The organism is Pseudomonas sp. 22082, from assembly GCF_052046055.1.
In the GTDB taxonomy this organism is placed as follows: Bacteria; Pseudomonadota; Gammaproteobacteria; order Pseudomonadales; family Pseudomonadaceae; genus Aquipseudomonas; species Aquipseudomonas pharyngis.
Genome location: NZ_JBQEQB010000013.1, coordinates 1 through 14078 on the forward strand (window position 1 = coordinate 1; position 14078 = coordinate 14078).

General features: G+C 61.8%; 12 protein-coding genes. 2 read left to right on the forward strand and 10 right to left on the reverse strand.

The genetic code is table 11. The features are described 5' to 3' along the window. Nucleotides 1-107: 107 nt before the first annotated feature. The 3 genes from hglS to ACTJK9_RS16285 all read right to left on the reverse strand — a co-directional run bounded on the left by hglS (nucleotide 108) and on the right by ACTJK9_RS16285 (nucleotide 4014). A complete protein-coding gene (gene hglS / locus ACTJK9_RS16275; protein WP_085613519.1) occupies nucleotides 108-1493 on the reverse strand; it encodes a 2-oxoadipate dioxygenase/decarboxylase HglS in 1386 nt (461 codons plus the stop codon). A gap of 111 nt (nucleotides 1494-1604) precedes the next feature. Beyond that, nucleotides 1605-2543 carry an alpha/beta fold hydrolase gene (locus ACTJK9_RS16280; RefSeq protein WP_221399343.1) on the reverse strand — a complete coding sequence of 313 codons (939 nt, stop codon included), beginning with the start codon at nucleotides 2541-2543 and terminating at the stop codon, nucleotides 1605-1607. A gap of 16 nt (nucleotides 2544-2559) precedes the next feature. Further along, on the reverse strand, nucleotides 2560-4014 hold the full coding sequence (locus tag ACTJK9_RS16285; protein WP_440814847.1) for a flavin-containing monooxygenase: 1455 nt from the start codon (nucleotides 4012-4014) through the stop codon (nucleotides 2560-2562). Between the two features lie 190 nt (nucleotides 4015-4204). Here ACTJK9_RS16285 and ACTJK9_RS16290 point away from each other — a divergent pair, with 190 nt between their 5' ends. Both ACTJK9_RS16290 and ACTJK9_RS16295 read left to right on the forward strand, forming a co-directional pair. After that, nucleotides 4205-5278 carry a diguanylate cyclase gene (locus tag ACTJK9_RS16290; protein WP_221399345.1) on the forward strand — a complete coding sequence of 358 codons (1074 nt, stop codon included), beginning with the start codon at nucleotides 4205-4207 and terminating at the stop codon, nucleotides 5276-5278. A gap of 84 nt (nucleotides 5279-5362) precedes the next feature. After that, nucleotides 5363-6589 carry a M20/M25/M40 family metallo-hydrolase gene (locus ACTJK9_RS16295; RefSeq protein WP_440814850.1) on the forward strand — a complete coding sequence of 409 codons (1227 nt, stop codon included), beginning with the start codon at nucleotides 5363-5365 and terminating at the stop codon, nucleotides 6587-6589. Nucleotides 6590-6677: 88 nt separating this feature from the next. Here ACTJK9_RS16295 and ACTJK9_RS16300 read toward each other — a convergent pair whose 3' ends face one another. The 7 genes from ACTJK9_RS16300 to ACTJK9_RS16330 all read right to left on the reverse strand — a co-directional run bounded on the left by ACTJK9_RS16300 (nucleotide 6678) and on the right by ACTJK9_RS16330 (nucleotide 14078). Continuing rightward, the gene (locus tag ACTJK9_RS16300; protein WP_007956238.1) at nucleotides 6678-7547 is read right to left on the reverse strand and encodes an isocitrate lyase/PEP mutase family protein; all 870 of its coding nucleotides are present in this window, start codon (nucleotides 7545-7547) and stop codon (nucleotides 6678-6680) included. Nucleotides 7548-7707: 160 nt separating this feature from the next. Continuing rightward, nucleotides 7708-8742, reverse strand: coding sequence for an arginine N-succinyltransferase (gene astA, locus ACTJK9_RS16305; RefSeq protein ID WP_085613523.1), 1035 nt, complete (start codon nucleotides 8740-8742; stop codon nucleotides 7708-7710). Nucleotides 8743-8797: 55 nt separating this feature from the next. Then, nucleotides 8798-9814 carry an arginine N-succinyltransferase gene (locus tag ACTJK9_RS16310; RefSeq protein ID WP_085613524.1) on the reverse strand — a complete coding sequence of 339 codons (1017 nt, stop codon included), beginning with the start codon at nucleotides 9812-9814 and terminating at the stop codon, nucleotides 8798-8800. A 118-nt stretch (nucleotides 9815-9932) separates the two neighbouring features. Continuing rightward, nucleotides 9933-11282: an APC family permease gene (locus ACTJK9_RS16315; RefSeq protein ID WP_011333496.1), complete on the reverse strand. Its 1350-nt coding sequence runs from the start codon at nucleotides 11280-11282 to the stop codon at nucleotides 9933-9935. Nucleotides 11283-11369: 87 nt separating this feature from the next. Continuing rightward, nucleotides 11370-12122, reverse strand: a complete 753-nt coding sequence (locus ACTJK9_RS16320) for an N-formylglutamate amidohydrolase (protein ID WP_064595283.1) — start codon at nucleotides 12120-12122, stop codon at nucleotides 11370-11372. Next, entirely contained in the window at nucleotides 12106-13437 is a 1332-nt protein-coding gene (locus tag ACTJK9_RS16325; RefSeq protein WP_440814854.1) for a glutamine synthetase, read from the reverse strand. Before ACTJK9_RS16325 ends, ACTJK9_RS16320 begins: the two co-directional genes overlap by 17 nt. Beyond that, nucleotides 13434-14078, reverse strand: a complete 645-nt coding sequence (locus ACTJK9_RS16330; protein ID WP_440814856.1) for an isochorismatase family cysteine hydrolase — start codon at nucleotides 14076-14078, stop codon at nucleotides 13434-13436. Before ACTJK9_RS16330 ends, ACTJK9_RS16325 begins: the two co-directional genes overlap by 4 nt.

The following is a 14078-nucleotide window of genomic DNA, read 5'->3' on the forward strand; positions in this document are numbered from 1 at the left end:
GCGCACTTGGCTGGAGGCCTTTAAACACATGGCCTCCAGCGGAATCGGTGAGCATTTTTACGAAACAAGTGCGCAACTTCTTGCGCAGTATGGCCAATCGCCGCTTTTCACGCGGATCGGGCGATTGTAGCGAGGCATTCCTCAATCGAACGTTGCTGGGTTTCGGCATACAGGCCCAACTCATCAATGGTCGAACGCCCCAGGGCCAGCTCGAACGCCTGTCGATTGGAATGCTCGCCATAGTGCGTCTGCGCCGCGTCCCCCAGGTTCGACTGAAAAATCCCTGCCGCACTGACTGGCAGGAAATCTTCGTACACCAGCGGTTCGGCTTTCACATAGCCGTCGCGTAATAACCCTTGCAGCGAAGCATCAGCGGGACGACTCGCCGCCAGACCTTTGTCTGTCAGGAAATAACGGAAATACGCCAATTCCTGCTCGCGCATGCCCTCGAGGCTGTCAGGGAATTCGCTGAAATGCCGGGCCATCAGCGCGTTGTAGCGTGAGGCGTTGGCTTCGTTGGGGAAATCGCCCAATTCATCGCGCGCCGCGTTCAGCAGCCGGTCGTACAACGCACGGCCCTTGGGGGTCAGCGCCGCGCCACGCTGTTCGATTTCGCCGAAGCGGGCGCTGTGGCTGCCGCGGGTTTGCGTCTGGTCGGTGAAGGCAATCGGTTCGTCCAGCGCCTTGAAACTGGTCTGACGCAACAGGATCGGATGCTGCCGACGCGGCGGGCCTTCGATCACCGCTTTGGGCGTGATGCCGTGCAGCGGCATCTGCGCCTGGACGATGTCGATGTCCAGCGTGCGTGGGGTCAGGTGGTTGATGTGCGGGCCCTTGAACGCGACGACATCGGCGATCAGGCGATGCTGGGCGCTGAGCGTCTGGTATTGCGCGGCGGTGACGGTGGCGCTGTGGTGCCAGCGAAAAGTCTCCAGCGCTTGCAGGACAAACTCCCCGGCCTCGGACTCATTCAGGCCGCCAGCAGATTCAGCCTGTTCGATCAGCCTTAGCGCCAATGGCGTAAAGATCGAACGCTTATCCAGCACCGATTGCGCGAAGTCCCGCAGCTCAGGATCTTCAATCAACTCCAGTCGCAGCAACGAAGTGAACACCCGGAACGGGCTGACCTGCAGCGCATCTTCATGCACCGCCCGGAACGCCGTGGAATGCACCGGCACCCCGGCAGGGGTGAGGTCGTAATAGCCCACCGGTTGCATGCCCATCACTGCGAACAAACGGGCGAGGGTGGCCAGTTCAGTGGCGGTGCCGACGCGGATGGCGCCGTGGCGCTCCATGTCCAGCCGTTCGATTTCGCCGGTGCTGTGCAGTTGACTGGCGACTTGCGGCTCGCGTGCCAGCACGTCGCGGTTGGTCTGTTCCACCAGTTCCATCAACGCGCCGTACAGTGGCACTTCTTCGCGGTACATGTCGGACATCGCTTTGGAGAAGCGCTGGCGGATCAGGTCGGGGCTGACGAAAGGCTGCACGGTCATGAAAAAAATTCCTGGCACGGTCACGTAAAGGATGTCGGAAAAGATCGCAGCCTTCGCCGACGCGGGCAAACGAAGAATCCTACGAACTTCATTCTGCCAACGACTGACCGTTTACCTGTCCTGGCGCGAGTTTTCCCCCAGAAACTCCCGATATAGACGTGCCGTGTTCGACGGCTGTTCGACCATCGGCATATGGCCGACGCCGTCCCAGACATCGACCCGCAAATTGCTGATGCCTTTGCTCCACACCGGCACGCTGCTGACGTCGATCAGCCGGTCCTTGCGGCCCCAGAGCAACAGCGCCGGGCATTTGATGTCCGGCAGTTTCGGTTCCATCGGCGGGCTGGCGCGAAAATCCCGGAAGATCTCTTCCAGTTCGTCGCGGCATTGTTCGTAGCGCTGGGCGATCGCGTCGAGCACCAGACCGGGCACCCACGGTGGCGAGGCCATGGTCATGGCATAGAAACGTCGGAATTCTTCCCGGGAATTGATCAGAAACGGATTGTGCCCACGGGCGAGGTGGCGCTCCATGTCGCTGGGCTCGGGCGCTGTGACACCCGCCGGGTCGATCAGCGCCACCGAAGCAATGCGATCCGGGTAGGTCGCTGCCAGCCACGCGGCGATGTAGCCGCCCATGGAGTTGCCGATCACATGGACTTTCTCGACGCCGCAAACGTCGAGCAACTGGATCATGCGCTTGGCCTGCACCGGAATGTCGTAGCCACCGCCGGCCTTGAAGCCGGTTTCGCCGTGGCCGGCCAAGTCCGGGATGATTACCCGGTACTGCCCGACAAAGTGCCGGGCGAAGCGCAGCCACAGGTTTTTTTCAGCGCTGTAGCCGTGCAGCATCAAAATGCTGCTCGACGCTTCATAAGGCCCGCCTTGCCAGGTCGACACGGTCATTTCGGCAATCGGCACTTCAATCTTGTGCAACCGGTACAGCCTGGCCTCCAGGGCCGCGCTCAGATCGTAGAGCCAGTGGCCGACCGCCGGGTAACTCAACCAGCTCCAGGCCACGAAAACCGCGAGGGCGATAAACAGCAAAAGCATCGTGGGTCTTCCTTGTTCAAGACAGAATGTGGTCGGCCGGTTTCAGCGCCCGGGTCAACCGGTGATAGCTGAAACTGAAGCCGGGGAACATCGCGATCACATGACCGCTTTTGCTTTGATACCAACTGTGGCAGCCGCCGGTTTTCCAGACCGTGCGCTCCATCTCCCGGTGAATCATCTGAGTGTAGGTACGTTCTGCTTCGGGGCGAACCTCGATGCTGCGCAGACCATTGGCCTGCAAGGTGCGGATGCAGTCGAGGATGTAGTTCATCTGCGATTCGATGATGAACAGCGCCGAGGTGTGGCCGATGCCGGTGTTCGGCCCGGTGACGATAAACAGATTGGGAAAGTCCGGCAGGCTGGTGCCGAGGTAGGCGCGCGGGTACTGCGCCCAGACATCGCGCAGTTGCACGGCGTTTTTTCCGCTGACCGGGTAGGAAATCACGCCGTCGGTGGCGTCGTAACCGGTCGACCAGACGATCAAATCGACGTCGATGTGCTGGCCGTCCGTGGTGAGGATGCCGGTTTCGTCTAGGCTGGCGATGCCTTGCTCGCGGCTGTGCAACGTGACGTTGGGCCGGGTCAGCGCCGGGTAATAGGTGCTCGAAAGCAATACTCGTTTGCAGCCGATGGTGAAGTCCGGTGTCAGTTTTTTCCGCAACTCGGGGTCAGTCACCTGGCGCTTGAGAAACTTCAGGGCCTGGCTCTGCACCATGTGAATCGCCGGTTTCGAATATTTGAAGGCGATAACCCGGGTTTCGAACTGCCAGTAGATCATCCAGCGCAGCAGCTTGTAGGCCGGTTTCAGACCCAGCAGCCAGCGCTGGATTCGCCCGAACGTACGATCGGCACGGGGCAGCACCCAATGCGCTGTGCGCTGAAACACGTGCAATTGGGCGACCTTCGGTGCAATGGCCGGAATCACCTGAGCCGCACTGGCACCGCTGCCGACAATCGCCACGCGTTTACCGTGATAGTCGTAGCTGTGATCCCAATTGTTTGTATGAAAGGTCTTGCCCTGAAAGCGATCCTGGCCGGGAAAGTGTGGGATAACCGGCTGGCTCAGCGGCCCGGTGGCATTGATCAGGAACTGCGCATAAAAAGTGCCTTTGGTGCCGGTGTGTACGGCCCAGCGTTTTTCTGCGTCGTCCCATTCGACGCGCTCGACGTTGGCCTGCAGTTCCACTCGGTCGCGCAGGCCAAACCGCTCGACCACATGGTCGGTGTAGCGGTGCAGTTCCGCCTGTTCGGCGAACATCTGCGTCCAGCGGTAAGGCGCAAACGACAGGGAATACAGCGGCGACGGCACATCCACCGCCGCGCCGGGGTAGGTGTTCTGGCACCAGGTGCCGCCGAAGAAGTCGCGGCGCTCCAGCAAGCGAAAGTCGTCGATACCGACCTTGAGCAGGTTGACCGCCGCGCACTGGCCGCCAAAACCGCTGCCGATGATCAACACTTGATAGGTCTGCATGGGCCTCCTTCTTAGAGTCTTTTTTCCATTTTCTTACTTTCATGTATAGCCAATCATTTGCTCGCCGTGTGGTGCTGATGACGGGGTATTCGGCCCGCTGGCCGGTGATGGCTATTTGACGTTGCCCTGATAGACTCCCAATACATCGGGTCTGCGGTCTGCGCAGTGCCGTCGAGTGGTCGAGGCCCCTATGGGAAGAACGGGAGGAAAGGGACTTTCACTGGCCAGGAGGCTCTATACATCGCGAATCCTCGGGCTGGTTCTGGGGCTTTTGTGCGTGAGCGTCGCGATGTATCCACTCGATCCGCCGGCCTGGGTCTGGGCGGTGATGCTGTTCAACGCCCTGGTCTGGCCGCACCTCGCGTATCAATGGGCGCGCCGGGCGAAGGTTCCGTACCACGCCGAACACCGTAATTTGTTGATCGACGCCTTTCTCGGTGGCTTCTGGGTCGCCGCCATGCACTTCAATCCCTTGCCCAGTGCCACGACCATTTCGATGATGGCGATGAACAACGTCGCCATCGGCGGCCTGCGTTTTCTGCTGGCCGGCGCGGCGGCGCAGTTGCTTGGCGTCGGCGTCGGGCTGGTGGTATTTGCCCCCGCGTTCGTCCCGATGACCACGTCGGCACAGCTCTTTGCCTGTCTTCCTTTGTTGATGCTGTATCCGCTGGCGCTGGGCTGGATCTGCTTTCGCCAGGCCTACACCCTCGGCTTGCATAAACGCGAATTGCTGGCCCTGAGCCGCACCGACAGCCTCACCGGTCTGCTCAATCACGGCGCCTGGAAGGATCAACTGGAAGTCGAGTTTCAACGCTGCAAACGCCAGCAGAGCGGTGCGGCGATTGCGCTGATCGACATCGACCATTTCAAGGCGATCAACGACACCTACGGCCATGTGGCCGGCGATATCGTCCTGCGCCAGCTGAGCAAGATGCTCAAGCAGAACCTGCGCATGGCCGATGTGGCGGGGCGCTACGGCGGTGACGAATTTTGCGTGATCCTGCCGGACTTGCCGCTGTTCAATGCGGTGCAGGCGATGGAAGCCTTGCGTGAGCGTTTTTCCTTTCTGGTGTACGAACAGAACCCGGCGCTGAAAGTCAGCTTGAGCATCGGTCTGGCGGCACTCGATCCGGCCCAAGGCGACGCGACACGCTGGCTCGATGACGCCGACCAGGCGCTGTACGAAGCCAAGGCCGGCGGGCGTAACCGGGTGATTTGCTGCAGCGACGACAAGCCGCGGCGCGAGGTATTCGATTCGGTTTGAACGGATCGGGTGTCGCATCCGGGATGGAGCCTTGGGGCGATGTCAGGTACGGTTCAGTACCCGACACGAAACAAGGATTGATTCATGACGTTTAAATTCCGTCGTTCTCTGCTGGCCGGTCTGTCCCTCACTTTTGCAGCCTCCGGTGTCTTTGCCGAACCGCACAAACAAGTGCTGGCCGATGCCGAGCAATACAAGCCCGAAGCCCTGAAGTTGCTCGAGCGCCTGGTCAATATCGACTCCGGTTCAGGGTATGAGCCGGGGCTCAAGCAAGTCAGCGAAATCGCCATCGACGAGCTGAAAAAGCTCGGCGCCACCATCGAGCTGGTGCCCAATACGCCGGAAAAAACCAACCACGTGCTCGCCACGCTCAAAGGCACCGGCAAGGCGAAAATCCTGCTGATGGCGCACATGGACACGGTGTTCAAGGAAGGCTCCGCCGCCGAGCGACCGTTCCACATCAAGGACGGCCGCGCCTACGGGCCGGGGGTGATGGACGACAAGGGCGGGATCGTCGCCGGCATCTACGCGCTGAAAATTCTGAAGAACCTCGACTTCAAGGACTACGCGCAAATCACCTTCCTGCTCGATGCCAGCGAAGAAACCGGCTCGGACGTCGCCACCGACCTGATCAAGAAAACCGCCAAACTTCACGACGTCACCCTCAATCTCGAGCCGGGCCGTCCGGCGGATGGTCTGGTGGTGTGGCGCAAGGGCAGCGCCACGGCGCTGGTCGAGGTCAAGGGCAAGGCGGCTCACGCCGGCGTCGCGCCGGAACTGGGGCGCAACGCGGCGATGGAGGCGGCGCACCAGATCCTGCAACTCGGCAAACTCGGCGACGAAGCCAGGAAAACCACCATCAACTTCACCGTGCTCAAGGCCGGTGATCGCACCAACGTGATCCCGGATCAGGCCACGGCCAAGGCTGACGTGCGGGCGGCGGTGCCGGAAGAGTTCGACCGGATCGAGAAGGATCTGGCGCGGGTGTCCCAGGACAAACTGATTCCTGACACCGAAGTGAAGACCTCATTGCAGCGAGGCTTGCCACCGATGCCGCAGACGGCGGAGTCGGATCGTTTGATGGCGATGGCTCAGGGGATTTACGGTGAGATTGGCCGCAAGTTGACCGAAGAAGGCAGCGGCGGGGCGGCGGATGCCAGTTTGTCGGCCGGGGTGGGGACACCGACGCTGGACGGGTTCGGGATTGTCGGCGGCAACATTCATACGCCGGAGGAATACGCGGAGGTGGAGAGCGTGGCGCCGCGGATTTATCTGTTGTCGCGGATGATTATGGAGTTGGCGAAACGGTAACGGCAGGCAGCGGTTTCGCGGCGGGCGCCATGCGAGTGGACTCGTGATGGCGTCGGGCCGCTCTGCCTCTTTGTAGCGTGGTGCGAGGTTACTCTTTGACGCTCATGTATTCCTTGGCCCAGAGGATGTATTCCTCAGGCTGGGTGTAGGTGTGGGTCAGTTCGGTGGCGCTCAGGTCGGAAGCCTGGGTGAATATCTGGCGCTGTTCGCGAAGGCTGTCGTAGGTCGCCTTGATCGCTGCGAAGTAGGCACCGTGGCCGTCGATGGTCACGCGCACACCCAATTCGGCCAGGCGTTTGTCGTCGCGCAGCGCCGGGTTGCCGTAGGTCACCAGCATCAGCGGAACGGTCAGGTGTTCGGCGATTTGCTCAAGCTGATCGAAGTCCTGAATACCCACCATGCAGATACCGTCGGCACCGGCAGCCTGGTACTGCTTGGTGCGGCTGATGATTTCCTGGTTCGGCAGGATGCCGGCGTTGGTCCGGGCGATGATTGCCATTTCCGAATCGACCCGGGCTTCCAGTGCGGCGCGGATCTTGCCGACGCCTTCGGCGACGGTGATCAGGTCGGTGGATTTGCGGCCGAATTGTGCTGGCAGCAGGGTGTCTTCGATGGTCAGCGCGGCGACGCCGGCGCGTTCCAGTTCAACGATGGTGCGCATCACGTTGAGGGCGTTGCCGTAGCCGTGGTCGGCGTCGGCGATCACCGGCAATTGGGCGACGCGACCGATGCGGGTGGCCTGTTCAGCGAATTCGCTGAGGGTGATCAGGGCAAAGTCCGGAGCGCCCAGCACCTGCAACGAGGCGACCGAGCCGCCGAGAATCCCAACTTCAAAACCCAGGTCAGCGGCGATGCGGGCAGACATCGGATCGAACACCGAGGCGGTGTGATAGCAGGTGTCGGAAGCCAGCAGCTGACGGAAGTTACGGCGCAAATCTTGATGAGAAAGCCTGGTCATACGAGTTCCACCAATACAAAGGAATGGAAAGGCTTGAGCAAAGGTGTCAACGCCGAAGGTGAAAAGGCTATCACGCCAATGGGTCAAGGATCATGACGAATTAACGAGGAAGTTAACCAGGAAAATCCTGTTCAGGCTTTCTTGCTGCAGGCAGAGGCGCTCAGGCCGCTACCGCCTGCTGCTGTCGGTTGGGCAACGGCACTGCCCGCACCGAGTTGCCCGGCTGCAATTGCAGGCGTTTGGCGGTCAGGCGGTCGATCACCAGACTGCTGCCGACCCGGCGTCCCGCCGCCACGGTGATGCGGCAGTTTTCCAGGCGCCGGTTGTGGATCAGCCACAGCGGCGCCTGATCGTCCGGCGTGCCGATGCTCAGGCTCAGTTCCAGGCTGTCGCGTACGGTGCGGATATTGCGGATCGGCGCCTCGATGACCGGGCCGCCGTCGAAGATATCGATATAGCCTTTATGGGCAAAACCCTCGGCCTGGAGGATCTTCAGCGCCGGCTCGGTGTTGGGGTGGGCCTGGCCGATCACGGCCTGGGCCTGTTCGGTGAGCAGGCAGGTGTACAGTGGCTGGCGCGGCATCAGTTCGGCGATGAAGGCCTTGTTGCCCAGCCCGGACAAGTGGTCGGCGTGGCTGAAGTCCATCTGGAAGAAGTGCCGGCCCAGACTGTCCCAGAACGGCGAACAGCCTTGCTCGTCGGCACTGCCGCGCAGTTCGGCGATCATCTTCTCGCCGAACAGGTGCGGGAATTCGGCAACAAACAGCAAGCGCCCCAGCGATAGCAGACGTCCATTGCTGCCGTGGCGCTGGTCGTGGCGCAGGAACAGCGAGCACAGTTCCGATTGGCCGGTCAGTTCATTGTTGAGGAACAGCGTCGGGATCTGCCGCTGAATGCCCAGGTCCGGCGCCGAACTGACGGTCAGCCCGACCCGATAGTTGTACCACGGCTCGCGCAGGCCGACGGCCCCGGCCAGGGCGCTGACGCCGACCACGCGTTGTTCGTCGTCTTCAAGCACGAACAGGTAATCAGCATCGGCCCGCTCGACCTGCTCGGCGAACGCCCGTTGTGCCCAGCGCACCCGGTGGGCCAGGCGATCTTCGTTGGCGGGCAGGGTGGTGAACCCCGGGCCGGCCTGTTGCACCAGCGTCATCAACGCTGGCAGGTCGCTGACTTGGACCGGACGAACAATCATGCTGCAACTCCTTTTGCGCGCCTGCTCGGGCACTGTCGTTGGGTAGGGGCGCGGTTCACAGAGCGATCATCCGGATCGTACCGCCAGCACGGACGTTGAGCGCCGCGCACAGGGCCGGGTCAAGCGCCAGGGGCTGACCGGGCTGGAAATCCAGCTCGGCAACCACCGCCCGGAAGCCATGCAGGGCCTCATTGCTCACCAGATAGCGACCGCGGGCATCAATCAGGGATTGCTCCTGAACCGTGGCGGTCTGGCTCTGCGCGATCGAACGGATGTTGGCGGTGCGTGCATACAAGGTCGGGCCGGCATCGAACAGGTCGATGTAGCTGTTGGTTTCAAAACCTTCGCGCTCGAGGATGTCGAAGGCTTCCTGGCCGTCCGGGTGAATGCGGCCGATGCAGTCCTGCGCCGCTTGCGGCAGCATTGGCACGTAGATCGGGTATTGCGGCATCAGCTCGGCGAGAAACGTACGGCTCTGCAAGCCGCAAAGGCGCTCGGCCTCGACGTAGGGCAGGTCGAAGAAATGTTTGCCCAGCGCATCCCAGAACGGTGAATGCCCTTGCTCGTCGCTGTAACCGACGATTTCGGTGATCACCGCTTCGGCAAAACGTGGCGCATGGGCGGCGATGAACAGCAGGCGTGCCCGCGACAGCAATTCGGAAAACGGCGTGCGCACCAGTGCCGCGTCGATGTGGAAACCGCGCAGCAGCGTGTGCCCGCTCAGGTCGTGACACAGCGACAGCGCCGGCACGCCGTGCTCGATATTCAGCTCCCGCGAGGCACTGGTGAAGTGGCGGTTGCGCAGGCTGTAGAACGGCTCGTTGAAACCTGCGGTGGCGAGAATTTCCGAACAGCCGACCAGTCGATGGCTGTCGATGTCTTCCAGCACGAAGAAGTAGTTCTCCGGGCCCTGAGCGGCCGCATCGCTGTCGAACGAGGCGCAGGACGCGGCGATTTTTTCGCCCAGGCGTTCGCTGTCGTCCGGCAGGGACGTGACGCCTACCAGGCTGTCGCGCGCCAATTGTTGCAATTGAGGCAGGTCGTTTGGCTCGACTGGACGTAAGACCAGCATGGATGCACTCCTGTATCAAAAGGTTCGGCCCATTCGCCGAACCTGACTATCACTGTCGGTTTCCACGCGTTAAAGCGGCGGTCGCCTGATTTGTTGTCAGACGCCGCTCTTTTTCTTGTCAGCCATTGCTCGGGTCAGGCAGCGCGGTACTGGCGCCGAGCTTGTTCAGGAAGAACAGGTACACCAGACCCAATGCGATCCAGATCAGGCCGAGTTTCTGGGCATCGACGCCCATGTTGTACATGATGGCCGCGACGATGATGAAGCCGATCACCGGGCAGATCAGGTGACGGATCACCTGTCCGGACTTCTGCCGGCGCCAGTAGTAGTTGATCACGGTCAGGTGCAGCAGCATGAAGCCGCTCAGGGCACCGAAGTTGACCAGCGAAGTCAGGGTGTCCACCGAATTGATGAACAGGTAGCAGATCACCAGCGACAGCACGGCCACCAGATAAATGCTCAGGTAGGGCGTGTTGTGTTTCGGGTGCACCTTGGCCAGCACTTTCGGCAGCTTGCCGTCGCGGGCCATGCCGAACAGCAGGCGCGAGACCGCCGCTTGCGAAGTGATTGCCACCGCCACGCCCCAGGCCAGCGCCGTGGCCACACCGGTCAGGGTTGCGAGCCAGCTGCCAGCGGCGATTTCGGCGATTTCATAGAACGCGGTGTCGGCGGACTTGAAGCCCATGCCCGCTGCCAGATCGGTCGCGATCCAGGTTTGCGCAACGAAAATCACACCCATCACCACCAGGGTGATCAGCGCCGCTTTGCCGACGCTGCGGCCCGGATCGCCCTTGATCTCTTCGGCAAGGGTGGAGATCGCATCGAAGCCGAGGAACGACAGCACCGCAATCGACACCGCTTGCATCAGCAGGGCGAAGTTGAAGGTTTCCGGGTGATACAGCGGCGCCAGGGTCAACTGGCCGTTGCCGCCACCGTTATGCAGGGCGTTCCAGGCGTAGAACAGGAAAATCCCCAGGACAACAAGCTGTGCCAGCAGGAACACAATGTTCATGCGAGCGGTGAAGGTGATACCACGCAGGTTGACGAAGGTCGCGCTGACCAAAAACGCCAGAATGAAACCGACTTTCGGGATGTCCGGGTAGAGGTGGTTGAGCGCCATCGCCGCGTAGACGTAAAGCAGCGGCGGAATCAGCAGGTAATCGAGCAGCATCAGCCAGCCGGCGATGAAACCGACGTGTTGATTCAGGCCCCGTTGCGCGTAGGAATACACCGATCCGGCAATCGGAAAGGCTCGGGCCATGCTGCCGTAGCTGAGCGCGGTGAAGACCATCGCCACCATGCCGATGATGTACGCCAGAGGCACCATCCCCGGTGCCTCGGCGTTGACGTAGCCATACACGCCGAACGGGGCGATGGGGATCATGAAGATCATCCCGTACACCACCAGATCGGTCAGTGTCAGGCTACGTTTCAACTCCTGTTTGTAGCCGAACTCTTCTATTTCCATGAAGCGCAACTCCTTGTCAGCCAATCGGTCGTTTTAGTTGTTATATCGGTCCGTCGTTTACAGCATCAGCAGTGGTTACAACATTGTTTACAGCAGTGGTGCCAGATAATTCGCCCAGCGAGAAACCGCTTCCGGGCTGCGCAGAAGGTCGTTGCGCACTTCGATCAACACCGAATCGAGGCCCCGGGCATCGCCATGCACTGGCACGGTCATGTCGCCCAGCGGGTCGATCCTGTACGGCTGGTTGCCGGCGACTTTCAGCGGATGTCGCTCCAGACCGTCGAGCATCCGCTGGGCATAGGCCCGGGCCTGACCGAACAGCACGCCGACTTCCAGCTCCCGCGGCTGGCCGTAATACACCGGGGTGAAACTGTGAATCCCTACCACCCGCACCGGTCGACCTTCGGCCAGACGTGCATCGATCAGTTGTTGCAGGCGCGTGTGAAACGGCTTGAACAGGCACTGGCGACGGTATTCGCGGGTGGCCTCGTCGAGCTCGCGGTTGCCCGGCACCTGGTAGATCTCGCTCTGCGCCGGGATGCTGTCGGGCGCATGCCGGGGGCGATTGAGGTCGATCAGCAGGCGCGAATAGTTGGCGCTCAACAGCGTGGCCCCCAATTGCTCCGACAGTTGCTCGGCCAGCGCCAGGGCGCCGATGTCCCAGGCAATGTGTTCGCGCGCCGCCGTATCAGCCAGGCCCAGATTGTTCAGGGCCTCGGGGATGTAGCGGCTGGCGTGTTCGCACACCAGAATCAGCGGGTGCGTCGAATCTTCACGGCTCAGGTTGTAGACCGGTCGGGTGTACAACCCAAGCTCAACGGATTCAGTACAGGCGTGCATAGTGCTCACAAAGATCAGCGGGCGAGAGCTGTTCCGTCAGCGCCAGTTCCTCGGTTTTAAGGGCGAAAAAAGTATCGAGCAACGCGCTTGGCAGCGCTTCGACCAGCGCTTCACTGCGACGCAGGCAATCCAGTGCCTGGGCCAGGGAGGCGGGCAGGGCTACGATGCCCCGGGCCTTGCGTTGTTCGTCGTTGAGTGAATCGGGGATTTCATCGGTGATCGCGTTCAGCGCCAGACGCTGCTCGATGCCCAGGCGTCCGGCGATCAGCAGCGCAGCCATTGCCAGATGCGGTGAGGCGGTGGCGTCCATGGCGCGGAATTCCAGGTTGTATTGCTTCGCCACAGGTTTGTCGCCCAGGCTCACGGTCGGGCAGATGCGCAGCGCCGCTTCGCGATTCTGCTGGCCGAGGCAGGCGTAGGACGCGCTCCAGTGGTGCGGCTGCAAGCGTTCATAGGACACCGGCGTCGGTGCAGTGAACGCGCACAGTGCCGGCAAGTAATGCAGCACGCCCGCCGCCCAGTGCTGGCCGAGGGTCGACAGACCATTGCTGGTGCCAGCGTCGTAGAACATCGGCTGCCCGGCCAGATCGAGCAGGCTGACGTGCAGGTGTACGCCGTTGCACACCGCGTCGGCGGCGGTCTTCGGCGCAAAACTCAGATCCAGGCCCATCTGCCGGGCGATTTCGCGGGTAATCTCGCGCACGTTGACCGCGCGATCCGCCGCCGCCACGCCAAGGGTAGGGCGGCAGGTGATTTCGTATTGATGCTTGCCGTATTCGGGCAGGAACATTTCCGGCTCGACGCCACCGGCGCGCAACGCACTGAGCAGCCAGCCACCGAATTCGGCGCCCTGGCGCTGGGCTTCGAGCGAGAACGCCAGATGTTCGGCAAACCCGGCGTGCAGGTTGAATTCGTGTTCGAACGCGGCGTTGACCTGCAAGCCGAGCTCATCGCGGTAGCGCTCGACCTCGTTGCGCAGCAGCGTGCGCGGGCAGGTGGCCCACGGCCGGCCATCGGTTTCGCGGATATCGCCGTGAATGAAATCCAGCGCAGGTGCTGTGGCGTCCGGGCCGTTGCCGACGGTGACGCGGCTGGCCAGATCGGGAATCAGCCGCAGGTCGCCATACGCGCCCCACGGACTGGTCGAAGCGATGATGTCCTGCGGCGTCAGCGCGCTGTTGGCTGGCACCCAGCCGCAACCGGCGGCCTGATAATGCTCCAGCTCATCGGTGGGAAACGAGCGGCCACGGGTGACGCCGATCAGGTCGGTGGTGACGATGGTGGTCATCGGCAACGGCGACAGGCGTTCGCTCATGGCTGCATCTCCTGCAACCGGCCGAGCACGGTGTCGGTGTCGGTGATCCAGCAGTAGCCCTTGATCGCGTTCAGGCAGGCGTCGTGGCGTGCTTCGGTGTAGGTCGCGCAGGCGTCCGCCACCAGAGTGACGAGGTAGCCACGGTCGGCTGCATCGCGCACGGCCATGTCCACGCACTGGTCGGTGACGATGCCGGCGATGATCAGGTGACGGGTTTCCAGATTGCGCAGCACGTAGTCGATGTTGGTCGAGTTAAAGACCCCGGACGAGGTCTTGGGCAGCACGATTTCGTTTTCTGCCGGGGTCAGTTCAGCGATGACCTGTGCCTGCGGGCTGCCCTTGGGCAGGTGCATGTCCGACAGCTTGTGATCCAGCGAGCGGTCGCGGCCGTCGACGGTCAGGCTTTCGATCAGGGTGTGCAGCACGTTCTGCCGAGCGTCGCGGAAGGCCTTGAGCAGGCGGACTTGATTGGGCACCACTTGCGAGCGCGTGCGGTTGAGGAAGTACGCGGCGTCCGGGCCTTCGAGGCGCGGGTCGAACTGTGGCTCGAGCCAGGCACGCTGCATGTCGACCAGCAACAGGGCGGAGTGGTCGGTGACAAACGGCAGGTCCCGTGGCGAGCGATGGGGAAGGCTGAACAT

What these genes read in the sequence shown, in the direction of transcription:
- ACTJK9_RS16290 (WP_221399345.1), top strand. Translation starts at nt 4,205, where the DNA reads ATGGGAAGAACGGGAGGAAAGGGACTTTCACTGGCCAGGAGGCTCTAT.
- ACTJK9_RS16330 (WP_440814856.1), bottom strand. Translation starts at nt 14,078, where the DNA reads ATGTTCAGCCTTCCCCATCGCTCGCCACGGGACCTGCCGTTTGTCACC.
- ACTJK9_RS16295 (WP_440814850.1), top strand. Translation starts at nt 5,363, where the DNA reads ATGACGTTTAAATTCCGTCGTTCTCTGCTGGCCGGTCTGTCCCTCACT.
- ACTJK9_RS16280 (WP_221399343.1), bottom strand. Translation starts at nt 2,543, where the DNA reads ATGCTTTTGCTGTTTATCGCCCTCGCGGTTTTCGTGGCCTGGAGCTGG.
- ACTJK9_RS16300 (WP_007956238.1), bottom strand. Translation starts at nt 7,547, where the DNA reads ATGACCAGGCTTTCTCATCAAGATTTGCGCCGTAACTTCCGTCAGCTG.
- ACTJK9_RS16315 (WP_011333496.1), bottom strand. Translation starts at nt 11,282, where the DNA reads ATGGAAATAGAAGAGTTCGGCTACAAACAGGAGTTGAAACGTAGCCTG.
- ACTJK9_RS16285 (WP_440814847.1), bottom strand. Translation starts at nt 4,014, where the DNA reads ATGCAGACCTATCAAGTGTTGATCATCGGCAGCGGTTTTGGCGGCCAG.
- ACTJK9_RS16310 (WP_085613524.1), bottom strand. Translation starts at nt 9,814, where the DNA reads ATGCTGGTCTTACGTCCAGTCGAGCCAAACGACCTGCCTCAATTGCAA.
- ACTJK9_RS16320 (WP_064595283.1), bottom strand. Translation starts at nt 12,122, where the DNA reads ATGCACGCCTGTACTGAATCCGTTGAGCTTGGGTTGTACACCCGACCG.
- hglS (WP_085613519.1), bottom strand. Translation starts at nt 1,493, where the DNA reads ATGACCGTGCAGCCTTTCGTCAGCCCCGACCTGATCCGCCAGCGCTTC.
- ACTJK9_RS16325 (WP_440814854.1), bottom strand. Translation starts at nt 13,437, where the DNA reads ATGAGCGAACGCCTGTCGCCGTTGCCGATGACCACCATCGTCACCACC.
- astA (WP_085613523.1), bottom strand. Translation starts at nt 8,742, where the DNA reads ATGATTGTTCGTCCGGTCCAAGTCAGCGACCTGCCAGCGTTGATGACG.